Genomic DNA, 18,270 nt, shown 5'->3' on the forward strand with positions numbered 1-18,270 from the left:
CGCGCGAATTCTATCGGCAAACCGCTCCAAACCGGACACAGTTGCAGAATTCAAAGACCGGCCGCAACCGGTGCCTGCCGGGTCAGCATGAAGGCCTCGCGGATCGCATTCTCCATGCCGTCGATCGCCTCGCCGGTCGCCAGCGGATTGCGGTGCAGGACGACATTGGAGGAATCGATGTCGCCGAAGCCGTCGGCTACCGTCAGTTCGCGGCAATCGTCCGGGATGTTGCTGCGCGAGATCGGCGCGATCGCCAGGCCGGAAGTGACGGCGAGCGTCAGGCCGCCATTGGTGTCGCTCGTATAAGCGACCCGGTAGTCGAGGCCGCGCTGCTGCAGCGACTTGATGGCGAAGTCGCGGCACCAGCCGTTGCGGCTGTAAAGCGCGATCGGCACCGGCTTTTCCTCATGCATGTGGTGCAGCGTCGACGTCACCCACACCGTGGGGTCGTGCATCAGCACCTCGCCGCCGGAAGAGCCCTCCCATTCGAACACCACCGCGAGATCGAGCTCGCCGGCCGCGAGCGCCCTCACCTGCGAATCAGAATGCGCGTAGCGCACCGTGACCTCGACGCGCGGATGGCGCTTGGCGAATTCGCCGAGTGCCCGCGACAGGATCGACCGGCCATATTCGGCCGGGATGCCGATGCGCACCAGCCCGCCGAGCGGCGGCGCCACCAGCGAGGCGGCCGTCTCGTCGAGCAGCGAGACGATCCGCCGCGCGTTCGAGATCAATTCGCTGCCGCGGCGCGTCAACGCCACGCCGCGCGAGCCACGCTCGAACAGATCGTCGCCGACCATGTCCTCCAGCTTCTTCATCTGCATCGACACGGCTGATTGCGTGCGCCCGGCTTTCTCCGCCGCGCGGGTGAAATTGCCGGTTTCGGCCACCGCCACGAAGGTGCGCAGGAGGTCGCTGTCGAGCATGGGCTTCATCGATTTCCGCCATAAGAAAATTTGATTGCTGGCATCATTCCAATTCGTTTGCAAGATGTCAAACGCCGCAGGATAGTCACCACACCCATTGGATATGCGACCGCGAAATCGGCCGCGGACCAATCGAAGAGTCCTCACTCGTACCCGCTGCCTGAAAATGGTAGCGGGTTCTTTTTACGAGCATGATGCCGAAAAGTGGGAACCGGTTTTCGGACAAGATCATGCTCAAACGACAACAGTTGGAGCAGGATGACGGTTCAGCGAAGCGTCATCCTGCTCTACGGGCAATTCCAGGAAAAGTGCCCAGCGGTTTTCCGTCCGGAATTGTGTGAATTGAATAACCAACGGCTCGCGGGGGGCCGACATTGATGCAGAACCGGATGGTGCTAGGCATTCTGAGCCTCTGCCTCGGCGTGCTGGTCTTTTCGCTGCAGGATCCGCTGGTGAAGGCGGTGTCGAGCGGCTATCCGGTGACCGAGGTGATGGCGATCCGCGCCATCGTCGCGCTACCGATCCTGATCGTGCTCGTCCACGCCGATGTCGGCCTGAAGGCGGTGCTTTCGAAGCGCTTCGGCATGCTGACGCTGCGCGCCTTCATCCAGTTCTCGTCCTACACGGTCTATTATCTGGCGATCGCCGCCCTGCCTCTGGCCGACGCGGTGGCGCTCTATTTCATGGCGCCGCTGTTCATCATGGCGATGGCCGGTCCGTATCTCGGCGAGCGCGTCTCGTGGAAGACGCTGGCGACCGTGCTGATCGGCTTGGTCGGCGTGCTGGTAATGGTGCGTCCAGGCGCCGGCGTGTTCGACTGGGCGGCGCTGCTGTCGCTGGGCTCGGCCTTCCTCTACGGCTTTTCGCAGTTGATGGCGCGCCGCATCGGCGACACCGAATCATCGACTGTGATGGCCTTCTACCAGAACGGCGCCTACCTCAGCGGCGCCGTTGCCGTCGCGGCCGTCTTTCATCTCGCCGGCATCACCCACGCGGCGCATCCGAGCATCGAATTCCTGGTGCGGCCATGGGTGTGGCCGACGATGCCGGATTTCCTCAAGATGGCCGCCTGCGGCTTCGTCGCTTCCGCCGGCATGATCCTGCTGTCGCAGGCCTACCGCATGGCGCCGGCCAACCGCGTCGCCACGTTCGAATACACCGGCATTCTCTGGTCGCCGCTGTGGGGTTTCCTGTTCTTCGCCGAGGTGCCGCGCGAAACGACCGTGCTGGGCGCGGCGCTGATCATCGGCGCCGGCCTGCTTGCGCTCAGCGGCGGGCGTCGGCGAAGGGCCGCGCCGGCGGCCGGCGCGGTCTCAAGCGAAGCAGCTTAATGCCTTGCCGACACGGGCGCGGATCTCGGCAAGCGTGAAAGGCTTTTGCACGACATCGAGGATGATGCCGTTGAGTTCCTCGGCGCGCTCGCGCTGATCGGCATAGCCGGTCATCAGCATGATCCTCATCGTCGGGAATTCTCTCGCGGCCACCGTCGCCATCTCGATGCCGTCCATCTCTGGCATGCGGATGTCGGACACCACCAGATCGTAGCCGCCACGGGCCCGCCGGATCATGTCCAGGCCCTGCGCACCGTCGGTGGCAATGGTGACATTGTGGCCGTCGCGCTCCAGCGCGCGGGCGGCGAGGGTGCGGACGGACTCATCGTCCTCGACGATCAGAAGCTTTGCCATCCCGAGATAGATGCCGCCGAAACGTTGACGTTTTCTGAAAATTCTAACGAACGGCGGCTTTTCGGAACGACTCCTGCGCCTCCTCAGGCGTCGCCCTTGACCATCCCGACAAACGGCAGTTCGCGGAAGGCATGGGCGACATCCATGCCGTAGCCGACGACGAAATAGTCCGGGCAGTCGAAGCCGACATAGTCGGCGTTGAGCGAGGTCTGGCGGCGCATGCGCTTGTCGAGCAGCACGGCAATGGCGCAGCTCTTGGCGCCGCGCGAAAGCATCAGGTCGCGGGTGAAGGAAAGCGTCTTGCCGGATTCCAGTATGTCGTCGATCAACAGCACATCGCGGCCGGCGACCTCATTGTCGATGTCGCGCAGCACCCTGACCTCGCCGCTCGTGGTGCCGGCGCCGTAGCTGGAAATGAAGATGAACTCGACTTCCGGCGACAGGCCGACATCATGCATGGCGCGGATGAGATCGGCGGCGAAGACGAACGAGCCCTTGAGGATCGAGATCACCAGCAGGTCGTGATAGTCGCGCCCGGCGATTTCCTTGGCAAGCTCGAGATTGCGGCGCGCGATCGCCGACGCCGAAAACAGGACCTCAATGTCCTTGCCACGCACAACTGGCATAGTTTTTCCTTCAAAAATCGGCGCACGTGAGCACCGGCCTACGCCGGCCGTAGCCTCAATTTAACTGCCACGCCACTCCTAAGTGCTTCGGCCGGCGAAGGCCGGAAGCCGCTATTTGCAGGCCGGCCTCACCTGAATATCGACCCGTCTAGCCGGCGAAGATGACTGCGACGGTTCTTACGCCGTCTTTAGGCACATCGAAGCGGCTGGAAAAGCCGAATCTTTCGCCGGGCGCCAGCGAGCGGTTGGATGTCCCCAGCCTGTAGCGGATGATGTTGGAATTGTTGTCGGTGACGCGGATTTCGAGCGGCGGCAGCGTTTGCGACCTCGTCCCGTCATTGGCCGCCTCGCCATCCACGAACAGCACCGGCTTCAAGCCCGATTCATCGATGCGCGACGTTACGCCGGAAATGGTGAGCGCGCTCGCCGGCGCCGCGGCTGCCCAAAAGGGGCTCTGTCGGACCAGCGCATGACCGCCCGACACCCAGAAGGAGATCAGCGCTATGCCGACGCCGGCAATCCAGAACGTCGGGCCGCCGCGCGAGGATCGCGACGGCGCCGCCTCCGGTTTGCGCAGCATGCCCATGCCTTCGATCGAAGGCGTCGGAGGGATCTGCGGCGGGGGCGCCGACGGCGTCGCGGCAAATCGCGGCAGCACCACATAATCGGCATCGACGATATCGGCTGCATCGAACATGACGCGATCCGGCGCGGCATTTGTTGCCGTGCCGGTCATGATTTCGCCGGAAACAGGGCGCGCGGTTCTCTCGTCAGCCATTACGGCACCAGTGCAGTCTTCGTTTCTTTTGCGTAAACGGAATAGGTTAACGCTTCCCCACCGGAATGGCTTTGATGCGCGCTGAACGTTGCAAAATTAACCGCCGGTTAACCATGCCGGCCGATGGTCTGTTAAAGTAGATTGTGGCGCGTCGCCGCCGAAAGTTTCAGGTCGCCGAACGTGATCCGCTTCGAAAATGTCGGCCTCCGCTATGGCATGGGTCCGGAGATCCTCCGCGACATCTCCCTGCACATTCCGGAGCGCTCCTTTCAGTTCCTGAGCGGCCCCTCGGGTGCCGGCAAGACGACCTTGCTGCGCCTTTTGTTCATGTCGCTGAAGCCGACGCGCGGCCTGATCACCATCTTCGGCAAGGACCGCTCGCGCATCTCGCGCGGCGAACTGCCGCTGCTGCGCCGCCGCATCGGCGTGGTGTTCCAGGATTTCCGCCTGCTCGACCACATGACCACCTACGAGAATGTCGCGCTGCCGTTGCGCGTGCGCGGGCGCGAGGAAGCGAGCTATCGCACCGACGTGACCGAGCTTCTGAAATGGGTCGGCCTCGGCGACCGCATGCATGTCCTGCCGCCGGTGCTTTCGGGCGGCGAGAAGCAGCGCGCCGCGATTGCCCGGGCCTTGATCGAGCAGCCGGAGATCCTGCTTGCCGACGAGCCTACCGGCAATGTCGATCCGCCGCTGGCGCGCCGGCTGCTCAGGCTGTTCATCGAATTGAACCGGCTGGGCACAGCCGTGGTCATCGCCACCCACGACCTCGGCCTGATGGAGCAGGTCGATGCGCGCCGCATGATTCTGGCCGGCGGAAGGCTGGACGTCTATGACTGACTTTCCGGCCGATCGTCTGCAGGATGAAGCCGACGCCGAGGCGCCGGTGACGGTCCGGCGTGTGCAGCGCAAGACGGCGCCGATCGTGCCGGCGCAAAACATCGCCGGGCGGGCACTGGTGCTGGTCATCGCCATCATGACCTTCCTGTCCTGCCTCACCTTCGGCGCGGTGACGCTGGTGCGCGATACCGCCTCCGTCTGGGAGAACCAGATCTCGCGCGAGGCGACGATCCAGATCAAGCCGGCCGACGGCCTCGACATGGAGGCGGCCCTTGCGCAGGCCTCGCAGATCGCCGGCGAGTTCCCCGGCGTGAAGGGCACCAAGATCATCGACCGCGAGGCGACGGCGCGCCTTCTGGAGCCATGGCTGGGCAGCGGCCTCAACATCGACGAGCTGCCGGTACCGCGCCTTATCATCGTCACCATCGACGAGGCCAGCCCGCCGGACTTTGCCGCCATGCGCGCCGCCATCACACCCAAGATCCCGACCGCCGCGCTCGACGATCATCGTACCTGGGTCGACCGTCTGGTCGCCATGGCGCACACGACGGTGACGATCGGCATCGCCGTGCTGGTGCTGATGCTTTCGGCGACCGTGCTGACGGTGGTGTTCGCCACACGCGGCGCCATGGCCGGCAACGGCCATATCATCGAGGTGCTGCATTTCGTCGGCGCCGAGGCGCGCTTCATCGCGCGCGAATTCCGCTGGCACTTCCTGGTCACCGGCATGAAGGGCGCGGCTGCCGGCGGCGCTCTGGCGATCGCCGTCTTCATCGTCTTTTCCTGGTGGTCGTCGCGCAACATGGCCACGCCCCAGGCCGACCAGGCCACCGCTTTGTTCGGCAATTTCGCCATCGGTTCCGCCGGCTATTTCGGCGTCGGCCTGATGGTGCTGGTGATCGGCGCGCTGACAGCGGCGACCTCGCACGCGACCGTCGTCACCTATCTCAGCGACATCGACGTTCGCCAACCGGATGCGGGCTGACCCATGAGCTCAGACCGAAAATCGCGCAAAGCGTTATATCCAAACAGGACAACGATCACAGATGAGACACTTGCCGTAACGCAATGTGCGCCGTCTTACCTACCAAAGGCCGCATTTCGGAGTTAACCATGGGATGCTTTCGGGATTAACCTGGGGATGATGGAAGCGCGGGAGTCGATCGGGACAACTGGACGGATGCCGGTGGTGCATGCCCGCGCCGCTGCTTCCGCCACGTCGGGCCGTTTGAGGTTTGCCCTGCGCGTCTGCGGTTTCATCGTTCTCGCCGCGCTGGTGCTTTTTGCCGGCGGCTTCGGCTGGTTCGCCGACAAGGTCAGCCACATGACCACCCCGCTCAACCCGGCCAGGGCCGACGCCATCATCGTGCTCACCGGCGGTCAGTCGCGGCTCGACGCGGCCATGGACCTGCTGGCCTCCGGCAAGGGCGAACGCCTGCTGATCAGCGGCGTCCATCCATCGGCCACCAAGCGCCAGTTGCAGGCGGCAATGGGCGGCGACAAGCAGCTCTTCTCCTGCTGCGTCGATATCGACCGCGCTGCGCTCGACACCATCGGCAATGCCGAGGAAAGCGCCAAATGGGTGGAGAACCACGCCTATGGCAGCATCATCATCGTCACCAACAATTACCACATGCCGCGCAGCCTGCTCGAAATGAGCCGGCTGCTGCATGGCGCGCGCCTCGAGCCCTATCCGGTGGTCAACACCAATCTCGGCAATGGCGGCTGGCTGACCAAGCCGGAGGCCCTGCGCGTGCTGCTGACCGAATACAGCAAATATGTGCTGTCGCTGGCGCGCGGCTTCCTGCCGCTCCGCGCGGCGCCCGAGGGCGTCACGCTGGCGGAAGCATCGACTGTGGCGAAGAACTAAACCTTAGCCGCCGCATTATCGCGCAGGCGCGCAATCTCCTGCTCCAGGCTTGCGATGCGCTGGTCGCGCTCGGCCAGCGCCGCCGCGACATCCGCCGCCTCGAAGCGCTGCGGGATGTGCTGCGGGCAATTGGCGTCCCAGGCCGTGACCGTGAACAGGATCGCCTGCTCCGGCCGCGCCTTGTAATCCGGCGGCATCAGCCTCGCCGTCAGCTCCGGGTCATTTTCGACGACACCCGCCCTGCCCCAGATCTTGATGCGCTGCCTGAGCATGTAGTCGATCAGGAACAGGAAAGCCTGGTCGTTGTCCTCGAGATTGCCCTGGGTGATGAACTGCCGGTTGCCGGAAAAATCGGCAAAGCCGATCCTGTGCTCGTCGAGCACCTTGAGGAAGCCGGCAGGCCCGCCGCGATGCTGGATGTAGGGCTGGCCTTCGGCGTTTGCCGTCGCCAGGAACACGCTGGTCTGCGCTTCGATGAAGGCGGCGAGGTCGGCAGTGATCGTCGCCCGCCAGCCGCCGCGCTGCTCGACGCGCGCATAGGAGTCGCGCGACCCCTTGCGGGATTGGATGGCCTTGACGGTCGGCGTGAAGGCGACGTCGCTGGTGAATTCATTCATGCTGGCGCTCCTCGGACAGGATCGCACATCAATTAGCCACTTTCGAAAATCGGATGTAGAGGGCATATTCGCAATCTATCTTTCCAGATTTCGGGAGAGTAATGGATCGCCTCGACGCCATGTCGCTGTTCGTCGCCACGGTTGAGGCCGGCAGCCTGTCCGCCGCGGCGCGCCGCGCCGGCGTGCCGCTGCCGACCATTAGCCGCAAGCTCTCCGAACTGGAGAAGCACCTAGGGACGCGCCTGCTCAACCGCTCGACGCGGCGGCTGACGCTGACCGATCCCGGCCAGTCCTATCTCATCGCCTGCCGCCGCATTCTCGACGAGGTGAGCGAGGCCGAGCGCTCTGCCGCCGGCGAATACCTCAACCCAACCGGCGAGTTGGCCATCACCGCGCCGGTCGTCTTCGGCCGCTTGCATGTGCTGCCGATAATCACCGGCTTTCTAGCCGTCTATCCGCAAGTGGACGTCCGCCTGACCTTGTCGGACCGGATCACCCAACTGGCCGAGGAGCATATCGATCTGGCGGTGCGCATCAGCGAGCTGCCGGATTCGGCCATGGTTGCAATCCGCGTCGGCTCGATCCGCCGCATCGTCTGCGCAAGCCCCGCCTATCTCGCCCTACATGGCACGCCGGAGAAACCATCTGAGCTCGCGGGCCACAACTGCGTCACCTTCGAAGGTCTCGCCGCGCCCGCGAGCTGGACTTTCGGCACGGGCAAGACGGAGATCGTGGTGCCGGTCCGCTCGCGGCTGCAGGTCAACACCGCGGAAGCAGCTCTCGATGCCGCGATTGCAGGCTTGGGCCTGACCAGGGTTCTGTCCTACCAGGCCGACACTGCCGTGCGCGCCGGCGCGCTACGGGTGGTGCTGGAGCCGTTCGAGCCGCCGCCCTGGCCGGTCAGCCTCGTTCATGCCGGCCAGGGCCGGCTGCCGGTGAAGCTGCGCGCCTTCCTCGATTTCGCCGCGCCGCGCCTGAAGGAGCGGCTGGCTAGGTCACTCTAGCGGCATTCATTCGACATGGTGGCGTTTCCTTTTTGCCGCCGCTTGGTGTAACCAACGCACACTTCCTCACGGGCCCCTTGCATGCTCATCATCCGCTCGCTGGCGTTCAACCTCGTCTTCTATCTCAACCTGATCGTCCAGATGATCTTCTGGACGCCCTATTATTTCCTGTCGCCGCGCCACCGCGCCTGGTTCGTGCCGAAATTCTGGTCGCGCACCTCGATGTGGCTCTATGACAAGATAGCCGCGACCAAGAGTGAGATCACGGGTGTCGAGAACCTGCCCGAAGGCTCCTTCATCCTGGCGCCGAAGCACCAGTCCTTCTGGGACGCGATCGCCTTCTTCCCCCATCTCGACGACGCCCTCTACATCCTGAAGCGCGAGCTGACCTGGATCCCCTTCTTCGGCTGGTACATCATGAAGATGCGCATGATCCCGGTCGATCGGGGCAGCCGCTCGAAGGCGCTGAAGGCGGTCGTTGCCGCCACCAGGCAGGAAATGGATCGCAATCCGCGCCAGCTCATCATCTACCCCGAAGGCACGCGCCGCCCGCCGGGTGCCGAGCCGTCCTACAAATACGGCATTGTCGAGATCTATTCGCAACTGGGCGTGCCCGTGGTGCCGGTCGCCCATGTCGCCGGCCTCTACTGGCCGCGCCGCAAGTTCCTGCGCTATCCCGGCACCATCAAGGCCCGCTTCCTGCCGCCGATCCCGCCCGGTCTCGGCAAGGACGAATTCATGCAGCGGCTGATCGGCGAGACCGAAGCCGCCTGCGACCAGATGCTCGTCGAGGCGGCGCAAGCGCCGAACCCGCCGCCCATGCCGCCGACGGCGCTGAAGCGGCTGGCGGAGCTCGGCGCGACCGCCAAGACCTGATCGGCTACCGCAACGCCGCCAGCGCAGTCGTCAGCACGAGCGTGGCGGCAAACGCCAGATTGATGATCCGCGAGGCCAGCGGATGGCGCAGGAAGCGCGCGAAAGCCGTTCCGGCAAGCAGCCACGCCACATGGATCGCGACGATCATCGCGGCAAGCACCATTAGCCTGGTGGAGACGCCGAGCGTATCGGCCCGCGACGCTGCGCCGGCGAACACGGCGCCGATCGCCACATAGGCTTTCGGATTGGCGATGGCGAGCATGAAGCCGCCGAGAAAATCAGGTTTCGTCGCCATGCTGCCGCGCTCGGCCAATGGCGGCGCGGTCGCGATTCTGAAAGCGAGATAAAGGATGTAGGCCGCCGAGGCGGTCGCCAGCACCGGCGCTAGAACCGGCAGCGAGGTCAGCATGCCCAAAATCCCGGCCGCCACCGCCAGAAGCACGGCGATCGTGCCCAGCGCCACGCCAGACGTGTAAGCCAGGGAAGGGCGCAGGCCGAACGCCGCGCCAATGGCGGTGACGCTGATCGTCGCCGGTCCCGGACTGCCCATGACGACCGTCGCGGCCACGATAAGCGCCAGCACTTGCTGCCAGGGCTGCGCTTCGCCCAAGATGCCGTCGGCCATGCCGTACCTCCTCCTGCCGCGATGCGACAGGATTTACGAGGGATCGTCATGGCCGTCTTGGACGATCGTGCGAATGCTATGAGCTGGCGCGGTCCAGCGCCCCGATATCGTCGGCTGAAAGCTTGAGCGACGCGGCGCGGATCAGACTGTCCATCTGGGCGGGCGTCGTGGCGCTGGCGATCGGCGCGGTGACGCCCGGTCGCGCGATGATCCAGGCCAGCGCCACTTCCGCCTGCTTGGCCGAATGGCGCTCGGCCACGGCATCGAGGGCGGAAAGGATGCGCATGCCGCGCTCGTTGAGGTAGCCGGCAACGCCCTCGCCGCGCGCGCTTTTCCCGAGATCGGCCTTGCCGCGGTATTTGCCGCTCAAAAATCCTTTGGCCAGGCCGAAATAGGTGATGACGCCGATATCCTCTGCCTTGCAGAGGTCGAGCAGCGGTCCGTCGAGCGACGAGCGGTCGTACAAATTGTATTCAGGCTGCAGCACCTCGTAGCGCGGCAGGCTGCGCAGGCTGGCGACGTCGAGCGCCGCGCGCAACTGCCCGGCATCGAGATTGGAACAGCCGGCATAGCGGATCTTGCCCTTTTCGAGCAGGCGCTGATAGGCGCCGAGCGTTTCCTCGTAAGGCGTCGCCGGATCCGGCCAATGCGACAGATAGAGGTCGATGACATCGACCTGAAGCCGCTTCAGCGAAGCGTCGACCGCCTTTTCGATATAGGCGGCGGAGAGGTCCTTCTTGCCTTGCCCCATGTCGGAGCCGACCTTGGTGATGACGACGACATGATCGCGGTTGCCGCGGCTTTTCATCCAGTTGCCGATGATGGTTTCCGATTCGCCGCCCTTGTTGCCGGGAACCCAGCGCGAATAAGCGTCGGCCGTATCGACGGCATTCAGGCCGGCGCCCACGAACCGGTCGAGCAGGTCGAAGGAGGTCTTCTCGTCGGCGGTCCAGCCGAAGACGTTGCCGCCCAGGACCAGCGGCGCGATGGAAAGGTCGGTGCGACCGAGACGGCGTTTCTGCAAGACTGATCTCCGTGATGCTGGAAAGGGCTTGATGCCCAAGGATGGGGTTGCCGCTAAGCTAGGTCGTGCCCGGCGGAGGTCAAAGGCATGGTTTTGCTTTTTGATCGGACCAGGGCAATTCCAGCAAAAGTGCGCAGCGGTTGGGCTCGGCGGTCTCGCCGTAGCCTTGCGCCCGGAATTGCGTAAAAACAAAGAGATAGAGCCCATTGAAGGCGAAATTATTTTCGCCGGAAATGCTCTTCACGAAGGCGCGATCCGGCGGCCCACCTCCTCCAGCCAGTGATCGCGGATGCCGAGCGCCTTGAGATGCTCGAGCGTGCTCAAGACATAGTCCTCGTTCCGGCCGGACTGGCCGACGGCGCCGCGAACGACCTCTGCGGCGTGATCGGCATCGAGCCCGCCGGCATATTGCTCATGCTGCCGGTCGACGGTGTAGGCGACCGCCTCGACCGAACCGCCGCCATCCAGCCGGACATCGAGCATGCGTTCGAGATAGACGCTGGTTACCAACTCACGTTCGCGCAGGTAGGAAAGCACCTCGTCGCGCAAATTGCCGGGAACACGGTATGCCAGGCCGATGCAGGAGCCGCCCCGGTCGAGGCCGAGCACCAGGCCCGGCCGGGTGCGTGTGCCGCGATGCACGAAGGAATAGACGCAAAGCGAGCGGCGATAGCCGTAAAGCCGGGCGCGGCGCGTCTCGACATGGGCAAATCCGGGCCGCCAGATCAGCGACCCATAGCCAAAAACCCAAAAATCGCCCATATCGCCAAGCCTGATCGCATTCGAGTGAACGAACCGCACCGCCAAGGTGCTTCTTCTGTTCCCCGCTTGTTTGCGTGAGAGTGGATGCCCGCTCGCTGGATGAGGGGTTAACGAGAGCCGCAGCATGACGTCAAGTGACGAGCGATCGCCCAAACCTCGCCGCCGGCTGTTCTGGCTTGCCGCGTTCATCCTCGTGCTGTTCGCCATTTACAGCGGCGGCTGGTTCTATCTCGCCGACAGGCTCAAGACCGAGGCCGACCAGGCGGTGGCGAGGCTGGGCAGCAATGGGATCGCCGCCGGCTGCGCCAACCTCGCCGTCAGCGGCTATCCGATGAGCTTCACGGTCTCCTGCGACAACCTCGCCTATGAGGACGACGCCCGGAAGGTCGCCGCCTCCACCGGAAGCTTCAATGCCGTCGCCGGGATCACCGGACCCTTGTCGCCGGTCGCCGATCTGCGCGGGCCGCTGCGGACGATGGCGCCCGGCATGCCGCCGCTCTGGATCGACTGGGACCAGTTGCAGGCCAATGTCAAAGTGTGGTGGCCGCTGCCACGGAGCGTTTCGCTGCAGGCTGAAGGCTTGAACGGTCAGACCGATCCGCAGGACGACACGGATCCGATGCAGTTGTTCAGTGCCGGCAAGGCGGCCGGCCAGTTGCAGCCGGCCGGCCAGGACATCAACTATGTCGGCAGCTTCGGCGATCTGGAGATCAATGCGGATGCCATCGACGGACGCGTGCTGCCGGCGTTGGACGGCAGTGGCGACGTAATGCTGAAGAACGGCGTGGCGCTGATCGCCGCGCCGCCGAAAAGCCTGCGCGGCCAGTCGATCGACATCGCCAAGCTCGACCTGTCGTCGGGAACCGCGCGCATCACCGTGTCCGGGCCGGTCTCCGTCGACGCGGAAGGGCTGGTCAACGCAAGCCTGACGATCAAGCTCAAGGACCCCAAGGCGGTGGCGGCCATCCTTGGCGGTGCCATGCCGGAGCACAAAAGCGAAATCGACCAGGGCTTTGCCGCCATTGCCATGCTCGGCAAGGAACCGTCCTTGCCGCTGAAGATCGTCAAGGGCAAGGCCTCGCTGGGCTTCATCCCGCTCGGCAAGATCAAGCCGTTAGAGTAACGCAGCGATGGCGCGGCCGGTCAGACTGCTCAGCGTCGGCGCCTTCACCCTCGACACGATCCTTCGCGTCGAGGCGCTGCCCGCGCATCAAGGCAAGTTCATCGCCAGCGACGGTGCCCAGATCGCCTCCGGCATGGCGACGAGCGCCGCCTGCGCCGCGCGGCGCCTCGGCGCCGAGGTCTCGCTATGGGCAAGCGCGGGCGACGATCCGGTCGGCGACCAGCTGATCGCCGACATAGAGGCCGAACGCGTCGACTGCAGCCTCGTCCGCCGCGTCGCCGGCGCGCGGTCGGCGCTGGCCGCGATCCTGGTGGATGCGCATGGCGAGCGCGTCATCGTGCCCTTCTACGACAAAAAGGCGCAAGCCGATCCCGAGGCGCTGCCGCTCGCCGACCTTTCCGCCTTCGACGCCGTGCTGGTGGATGTCCGCTGGCCGGGCGCCGCAGCGCTTGCTCTGAGCGCGGCCAGATCGATCGGCCGCCCGGCGATCCTGGATGCCGACACCGCGCCCATCGAGGTGCTGGAGCGGCTGCTGCCCTTGGCCTCGCACATCGTCGCCTCGGAGCCGGCGGCGCGCATCGTCTGCGGCCACGCGCTCGACCCCGAAAGCGCCTGCGCCGACCTTGCCTCGCGCACCGATGCCTTCGTCGCGGTGACCGGCGGCGCGGCAGGCACATGGTGGCATGACCGGGCGGTCGGACGCGTCCGCCATGTCGAGGCACCGAAGGTCAAGGCGGTGGACACACTCGCCGCCGGCGACGTCTTCCATGGCGCCTTCGCCGTCGGCCTCGCCGAGGCCATGTCCACGGAAGAGGCCCTGCGCTTCGCCAGCGCCGCCGCCGCGCTCAAATGCCTGCGCTTCGGCGGCCGCCTCGGCGCGCCGGATCGAGACGAAACGCTAGCGATGATGGCGGCGCACTGGCCACCAGCCCGAGAAGGCAAAGGGAGCTGAGATTCAGGTCAGGCCGAGTCGAAAATGGTGGGTCCCGAGAACCGGAGCGGAGCGTACTTGAAGTACGTGAGCACCGGAAGCGCAGGGAGCCGCCATTTGCAGGCCGGCCTCACCTGAACATCAGTTCCCTTTGGGATGCTCGACGGCCTGCCGACCGAAGTCCGGCACATCGATGTCTTGTCCGGCCTCGATGATCGAGCGGCGGACGGCGCGGGTGCGGGTGAAGAGATCGAAGAGCTTTTCGCCGTCGCCCCAGCGGATCGCCCGCTGCAGCGACGCCAGATCCTCCGAGAAACGCGCCAGCATCTCCAGAATGGCATCCTTGTTATGCAGGCAAACATCGCGCCACATGGTGGGATCGGAGGCTGCAAGACGCGTGAAGTCGCGAAAGCCGGAGGCGGAATATTTGATGACTTCGCTCTTGGTCACCGCTTCCAAATCGTCTGCCGTGCCAACGATGTTGTAGGCGATGATATGCGGCAGGTGCGAAACGATCGCGAGCGTCATATCGTGGTGCTGCGGGTCCATCGTATCGATGTTGGAGCCGCAACGCCGCCAGAATTCCGAAAGCTTCTCGAGCGCCGCGGGATCGGTGCCCGGCAGCGGCGTGAAGATGCACCAGCGGTTCTCGAAGAGGTCGGCGAAGCCGGCATCGGGTCCGGACTTTTCCGTGCCGGCCAGCGGATGTCCGGGGATGAAGTGCACGCCTTCCGGCACATGCGGCTGCATTTGCGCGATGACCGAGGCCTTGGTCGAGCCGACATCGGTAAGGATGGCGCCTTTCTTCAGCGTCGGCGCGATCTCGGCCGCGACCTCGCCGGACGAGCCGACCGGCACCGAGACGATGACGAGGTCGGCGTCACGCACCGCTTCCTTGGCATCCGTCGTGTAGGAATCGCCAAGACTTAGCTCCTCGGCGCGCTTCAGCGTCGATGCGCTGCGCGTCGCGATGGCGATATGGCGCGCCAGGCCCTCGCGGCGGATGACGCGGGCGAGCGACGAGCCGATCAGGCCGATGCCGACCAGCGCTATTTTCTCGAACGTCGGTGATGCCATGGTGTTCTAGCTTTTCAGGAAGGTCTTGAGCGCGTCGATGACGCCGCGATTGGCCTCTTCTGTGCCGATGCTCATGCGCAGCGCATTGGGAAAGCCGTAGCCGGTCACGCGGCGCAGGATGTAACCGCGCGCACTGAGATAATCGTCCGCCGCCGCCGCCGAATGCTTCTTGCCGTCGGGAAAATGGATCAGCACGAAATTGCCGACGCTGGGCGTGACGCGCAGGCCGAGCCCGGTCAGCTCCGCGCTGAGCCAGGCCAGCCATTTCTCGTTGTGCGTCGCGCTGCGCTCGATATGGGCGCGGTCGCGGATCGCGGCGATGCCGGCCTCGATCGCGGTGGCATTGACGTTGAACGGGCCGCGGATGCGGTTGATCGCATCGACGATATGCGCCGGCCCGTACATCCAGCCGATGCGCGCGCCGCCAAGGCCGAGCTTGGAGAAGGTGCGGGTCATCACCACGTTCTCGGAGCTGCCCGCCAGCTCGATGCCAGCTTCATAGTCGTTGCGCCGCACATATTCGGCATAGGCCGCGTCGAGCACCAGCAGCACGTCCTTCGGCAATGCCGCGTGCAGCCGGCGCACTTCCTGGAACGGCACATAGGTGCCGGTCGGATTGTTCGGATTGGCGAGGAACACGATCCGCGTGGCCGGCGTCACCGCGGCCAAAATCGCATCGATGTCGGCGCGCTCGTCGGTTTCCTTGACCGCCACCGGCTTGGCGCCCGCCGCCTGGATGTAGATCTTGTAGACCATGAAGGCGTGCTCGGTGAACACCGCCTCGTCGCCCGGCGCGAGATAGGTCTGCGCCAGAAGCCCGAGGATCTCGTCGGAGCCGTTGGAGCAGATGATGTTTGCCGGGTTCAGCCCATGCACTTCGGCGATCGCCTCGCGCAGCCGGCGGGCGGTGCCATCGGGATAGACGTCGAGCTTCGCCGCCACTTCGCGCGCGGCCTCGATCGCCTTCGGCGAGGGCCCGAGCGGATTTTCGTTCGACGACAGCTTGTAGACTTTCGTCACGCCGGCGGGCGCGGTGCTTTTTCCCGGCACATAGGCCTCGATGTCCATGATGCCCGCGCGGGGCGTCGGACGGGGCTGATCCTGCTTCATGTCACAAATCCGTCGAGAAGGCCTTCAAGGCCGCAGCGGAAATACAGGCCACGGGCTGGAATGTCGAGTGCCGGCGCCTGATGCATGCGGACCGCCCGCGAGGATCAGGGCCTTGAAATCACACCGGGTCTCGGGAGCCAGTCATGACTTCGTCGAATCGACGAGGGCGCGGAACCCCTCCAACTCCTCTTCGGCAATGGCCGCGATCTCGGCCTTGCCGGGGTAGCTGCCGCCGTCGACCTCCTTGCGGAAGGCGCTGAGCGCGTCGATCCGGGCGTCGCGTACCTGCTGGTGCAACGCGGCCAGCTTGCCCCAGGCCCGCGCGTGGCGAGGGAGACGGGTCGACTCACCGCAGATGTCCGACGTGAACAGGAAGATGACGTCCGGCTCGGCGCCCGAGCCGAGCGACACGGTCACCAGCGAGGTGCGGCGGTGGATTTCCGCCATCAACGCCGCCGGTATGATCTCGCACTCGACCGCGAAGGCGCCGGCATCCTCCAGTCGCCGGAACTGGTCCCAGAGCTCGACCGCTTCGGCCGCAGTCTTGCCGACCGCCCGGATGCCGCCGACCCAGGTCGATTTGCGCGGCACGAAACCGAGATGGCCCATGACCGGTATCCGTTCATTGGCCAGCATGCGGACCGTGTCGAAGCCGCGTCCGGTGATGACGGCGTCCGCGCCGGAGGTGATTGCCGAAAAAGCGGTGCGCAGGATCTCGTCGCCGGTCACCGCGTCGGCGAAGCCGAGCGCGGCCGTTACGAAGACGCGGCGCGACCCCTCGCGGACGCGGGCCACGTTGGCCGCCCGGCAGACGACCATCTCGATGCCGGCCGCCTCGGCCGCGGCGGCCTCGTCCGCCGTCTCGGCGGTCACCTGGGCGACGCGCCGGCCGGCCTGCCGCAATGCGCGCAGGCCGGCCACCGTGATGCTCCGCTCGACCTCGCGGCCGCCGAAATCGAAGATCTTCGGCACGCTCAGCCCTTGAGTTTCTTGGCGTAGTAGTCGGGCGCGACAACGCCGGGCTTGGAGAACCAGACCGGAACGTCAACACCGGAATAGAGCAGGATGTTGCCCCAGGGGTCGAAGGCGCCAGTGCGCACGATCACCTTGGCCTTGGCGGCCATCTCGCCGAGAATGGCCTCGTGCTTGACGGTTTCATGGTCTGCGTCCGGGAACAGGCGCTTCACCTTCGCGAGCAGCGGCGCGTTGTGCACGGGCAGCGTGTCGGCATAGGCGACGCGTTCAGCGATCAGGTTGGCCGCGATCGGCGTCAGCACGGTCTCGAGATCGGGAACGTCGGGCGCGATGGCGAGGTCGATGCGCCATGCGCTCGACGGAATGGGAAAACCGGCGTCGCAGACGATCATCAGGTCGCCATGCCCCATGGAGGCGATGGCGTGAGCGAGTTCGGCGTTAAGCAGTCGGTTGCGGTTCACGGTTGCTCCTTCCATACGGTTTTCATGGCTTCGGCATAAAGCGCGTCGGCCTGGGCGCGCTGGGGCAGGCCGGGAATGACGCCGAGCCTGGTGCAGGCGATCGCGCCGCAGGCGACGCCGAAACGCACGGCCTCGACGATGTCGCGGCCTTCGGCAAGCGCCATGGCGAAGCCCGAATTGAAGGCATCGCCCGCGCCGGTCGTGTCGGTGACCTCCACCGGCACCGCCGGCACCATGACGTCGATCTCGTCGGTCAGGATCAGCGCGCCGCTGCGGCCGAGTGTGACGACGACGTTGCGCACGCCGCGCCGCCGCAATTCCCGAGCGAGTTCGCGCGAGGACCTTGGATCGTCGGCGGGCAGGCCGAGCAGGATGCGCAGTTCGCTTTCATTCGGAGTGAGGTAATCGACCCAGGCGAAGATCGTGTCCGGCAGCTGGCGCGCCGGCGCCGGGTTGAGGATCGTCCTTGCGCCATGCTTGCGGCCAAGCTCCATCGCCCGCGTGGCGGCGGCCGTCGGCACCTCCAGCACGGTCATGACGACATCGCTTTCGGCGATGCGCGCCTCGGCCGTGTCGACCGTGGCTGCGTCCATCAACTCGTTGGCGCCCATGTCGAGGATGATGAAGTTCTCGCCCTTGTCGTTGAGGATGATGAAGCCGACGCCGGTCGCCCGCTCCGTCCGCGTGCTCACAAGGCCGGTGTCGACGCCTTCGATTGCATAGAGGTCGGTGGCGATGCTGGCGAGCTTGTCGGTGCCGAGGATGGCGAGCAGCGACGACGACGCGCCCAGACGCGCGGTCGCGACGGCCTGGTTGGACCCCTTGCCGCCCGGACCCATGTCGAAATCGGTGCCGAGCATGGTTTCGCCGAAAATGGGCAGCTTGGGCGCCCGCATGGTCAGCCCGACCGCGAAGCTGCCGACGATGGTTATCTTTGGCTTGGTCATCCGCATTCCCGTC

The 18,270-nt window shown here is 65.3% G+C and carries 22 protein-coding genes; 8 read left to right on the top strand and 14 right to left on the bottom strand.

The window, feature by feature from the left end; all coding sequences use genetic code 11:
- Positions 1 to 50 precede the first annotated feature (50 nt).
- Positions 51 to 935 (bottom strand): LysR family transcriptional regulator, encoded by an 885-nt coding sequence (locus tag FJ417_RS15200; RefSeq protein WP_140784012.1) that lies wholly within the window; start codon positions 933 to 935, stop codon positions 51 to 53.
- Between the two features lie 368 nt (positions 936 to 1,303).
- Between FJ417_RS15200 and FJ417_RS15205 the strand changes: the two genes are divergently transcribed.
- Positions 1,304 to 2,257: a DMT family transporter gene (locus FJ417_RS15205; protein ID WP_140784013.1), complete on the top strand. Its 954-nt coding sequence runs from the start codon at positions 1,304 to 1,306 to the stop codon at positions 2,255 to 2,257.
- On the opposite strand, the gene FJ417_RS15210 is transcribed toward FJ417_RS15205, so the two are convergent.
- From FJ417_RS15210 to FJ417_RS15220, 3 genes are all read right to left on the bottom strand, one after another.
- Positions 2,240 to 2,611 (bottom strand): response regulator, encoded by a 372-nt coding sequence (locus FJ417_RS15210; RefSeq protein WP_140784014.1) that lies wholly within the window; start codon positions 2,609 to 2,611, stop codon positions 2,240 to 2,242. The two genes, FJ417_RS15205 and FJ417_RS15210, sit on opposite strands and share 18 nt — an antisense overlap.
- Before the next feature lie 83 nt (positions 2,612 to 2,694).
- Positions 2,695 to 3,237: a hypoxanthine phosphoribosyltransferase gene (gene hpt / locus FJ417_RS15215; protein WP_140784015.1), complete on the bottom strand. Its 543-nt coding sequence runs from the start codon at positions 3,235 to 3,237 to the stop codon at positions 2,695 to 2,697.
- Between the two features lie 148 nt (positions 3,238 to 3,385).
- A complete protein-coding gene (locus FJ417_RS15220) occupies positions 3,386 to 4,015 on the bottom strand; it encodes a hypothetical protein (RefSeq protein WP_140784016.1) in 630 nt (209 codons plus the stop codon).
- Positions 4,016 to 4,195: 180 nt separating this feature from the next.
- Here FJ417_RS15220 and ftsE point away from each other — a divergent pair, with 180 nt between their 5' ends.
- From ftsE to FJ417_RS15235, 3 genes are all read left to right on the top strand, one after another.
- On the top strand, positions 4,196 to 4,855 hold the full coding sequence (ftsE, locus tag FJ417_RS15225; RefSeq protein WP_027167480.1) for a cell division ATP-binding protein FtsE: 660 nt from the start codon (positions 4,196 to 4,198) through the stop codon (positions 4,853 to 4,855).
- Positions 4,848 to 5,840 carry an ABC transporter permease gene (locus FJ417_RS15230; RefSeq protein WP_140784017.1) on the top strand — a complete coding sequence of 331 codons (993 nt, stop codon included), beginning with the start codon at positions 4,848 to 4,850 and terminating at the stop codon, positions 5,838 to 5,840. The genes ftsE and FJ417_RS15230 overlap by 8 nt, the downstream gene beginning before the upstream one ends.
- Positions 5,841 to 5,996: 156 nt before the next feature.
- A complete protein-coding gene (locus tag FJ417_RS15235; RefSeq protein ID WP_140784018.1) occupies positions 5,997 to 6,725 on the top strand; it encodes a YdcF family protein in 729 nt (242 codons plus the stop codon).
- Here FJ417_RS15235 and FJ417_RS15240 read toward each other — a convergent pair.
- Positions 6,722 to 7,342, bottom strand: a complete 621-nt coding sequence (locus tag FJ417_RS15240; RefSeq protein WP_140784019.1) for a pyridoxamine 5'-phosphate oxidase family protein — start codon at positions 7,340 to 7,342, stop codon at positions 6,722 to 6,724. The two genes, FJ417_RS15235 and FJ417_RS15240, sit on opposite strands and share 4 nt — an antisense overlap.
- 101 nt (positions 7,343 to 7,443) lie before the next feature.
- Between FJ417_RS15240 and FJ417_RS15245 the strand changes: the two genes are divergently transcribed.
- Entirely contained in the window at positions 7,444 to 8,346 is a 903-nt protein-coding gene (locus FJ417_RS15245) for a LysR family transcriptional regulator (protein ID WP_140784020.1), read from the top strand.
- An 81-nt stretch (positions 8,347 to 8,427) separates the two neighbouring features.
- The gene (locus FJ417_RS15250) at positions 8,428 to 9,222 is read left to right on the top strand and encodes a 1-acyl-sn-glycerol-3-phosphate acyltransferase (RefSeq protein WP_140784021.1); all 795 of its coding nucleotides are present in this window, start codon (positions 8,428 to 8,430) and stop codon (positions 9,220 to 9,222) included.
- 4 nt (positions 9,223 to 9,226) lie between these two features.
- On the opposite strand, the gene FJ417_RS15255 is transcribed toward FJ417_RS15250, so the two are convergent.
- The 4 genes from FJ417_RS15255 to FJ417_RS15265 all read right to left on the bottom strand — a co-directional run bounded on the left by FJ417_RS15255 (position 9,227) and on the right by FJ417_RS15265 (position 11,633).
- Positions 9,227 to 9,847, bottom strand: a complete 621-nt coding sequence (locus FJ417_RS15255; RefSeq protein ID WP_140784022.1) for a LysE family translocator — start codon at positions 9,845 to 9,847, stop codon at positions 9,227 to 9,229.
- Positions 9,848 to 9,923: 76 nt separating this feature from the next.
- A complete protein-coding gene (locus tag FJ417_RS15260) occupies positions 9,924 to 10,871 on the bottom strand; it encodes an aldo/keto reductase (protein WP_140658770.1) in 948 nt (315 codons plus the stop codon).
- Between the two features lie 79 nt (positions 10,872 to 10,950).
- A complete protein-coding gene (locus FJ417_RS33115) occupies positions 10,951 to 11,115 on the bottom strand; it encodes a hypothetical protein (RefSeq protein ID WP_181183218.1) in 165 nt (54 codons plus the stop codon).
- Positions 11,112 to 11,633, bottom strand: a complete 522-nt coding sequence (locus FJ417_RS15265) for a gamma-glutamylcyclotransferase (protein ID WP_140784054.1) — start codon at positions 11,631 to 11,633, stop codon at positions 11,112 to 11,114. Before FJ417_RS15265 ends, FJ417_RS33115 begins: the two co-directional genes overlap by 4 nt.
- A 124-nt stretch (positions 11,634 to 11,757) precedes the next feature.
- On the opposite strand from FJ417_RS15265, the gene FJ417_RS15270 reads away from it, so the two are divergent.
- Positions 11,758 to 12,756, top strand: a complete 999-nt coding sequence (locus FJ417_RS15270; RefSeq protein ID WP_140784023.1) for a DUF2125 domain-containing protein — start codon at positions 11,758 to 11,760, stop codon at positions 12,754 to 12,756.
- Between the two features lie 7 nt (positions 12,757 to 12,763).
- On the top strand, positions 12,764 to 13,708 hold the full coding sequence (locus FJ417_RS15275) for a sugar kinase (protein WP_140784024.1): 945 nt from the start codon (positions 12,764 to 12,766) through the stop codon (positions 13,706 to 13,708).
- 120 nt (positions 13,709 to 13,828) lie between these two features.
- Here FJ417_RS15275 and FJ417_RS15280 read toward each other — a convergent pair whose 3' ends face one another.
- The 5 genes from FJ417_RS15280 to FJ417_RS15300 all read right to left on the bottom strand — a co-directional run bounded on the left by FJ417_RS15280 (position 13,829) and on the right by FJ417_RS15300 (position 18,257).
- Positions 13,829 to 14,764 carry a prephenate/arogenate dehydrogenase family protein gene (locus tag FJ417_RS15280; protein ID WP_140784025.1) on the bottom strand — a complete coding sequence of 312 codons (936 nt, stop codon included), beginning with the start codon at positions 14,762 to 14,764 and terminating at the stop codon, positions 13,829 to 13,831.
- Positions 14,765 to 14,770: 6 nt separating this feature from the next.
- Positions 14,771 to 15,874, bottom strand: coding sequence for a histidinol-phosphate transaminase (hisC, locus tag FJ417_RS15285; protein WP_140658765.1), 1,104 nt, complete (start codon positions 15,872 to 15,874; stop codon positions 14,771 to 14,773).
- 141 nt (positions 15,875 to 16,015) lie between these two features.
- Positions 16,016 to 16,846 (bottom strand): 3-methyl-2-oxobutanoate hydroxymethyltransferase, encoded by an 831-nt coding sequence (locus FJ417_RS15290; RefSeq protein ID WP_140784026.1) that lies wholly within the window; start codon positions 16,844 to 16,846, stop codon positions 16,016 to 16,018.
- Between the two features lie 2 nt (positions 16,847 to 16,848).
- Positions 16,849 to 17,310 (bottom strand): D-ribose pyranase, encoded by a 462-nt coding sequence (gene rbsD / locus FJ417_RS15295; RefSeq protein ID WP_140784027.1) that lies wholly within the window; start codon positions 17,308 to 17,310, stop codon positions 16,849 to 16,851.
- On the bottom strand, positions 17,307 to 18,257 hold the full coding sequence (locus FJ417_RS15300; protein ID WP_246680831.1) for a ribokinase: 951 nt from the start codon (positions 18,255 to 18,257) through the stop codon (positions 17,307 to 17,309). The genes rbsD and FJ417_RS15300 overlap by 4 nt, the downstream gene beginning before the upstream one ends.
- Positions 18,258 to 18,270 lie beyond the last annotated feature (13 nt).

Origin of the sequence: Mesorhizobium sp. B3-1-7 (assembly GCF_006439385.1) — a bacterium.
Classification (GTDB): Bacteria; Pseudomonadota; Alphaproteobacteria; order Rhizobiales; family Rhizobiaceae; genus Mesorhizobium.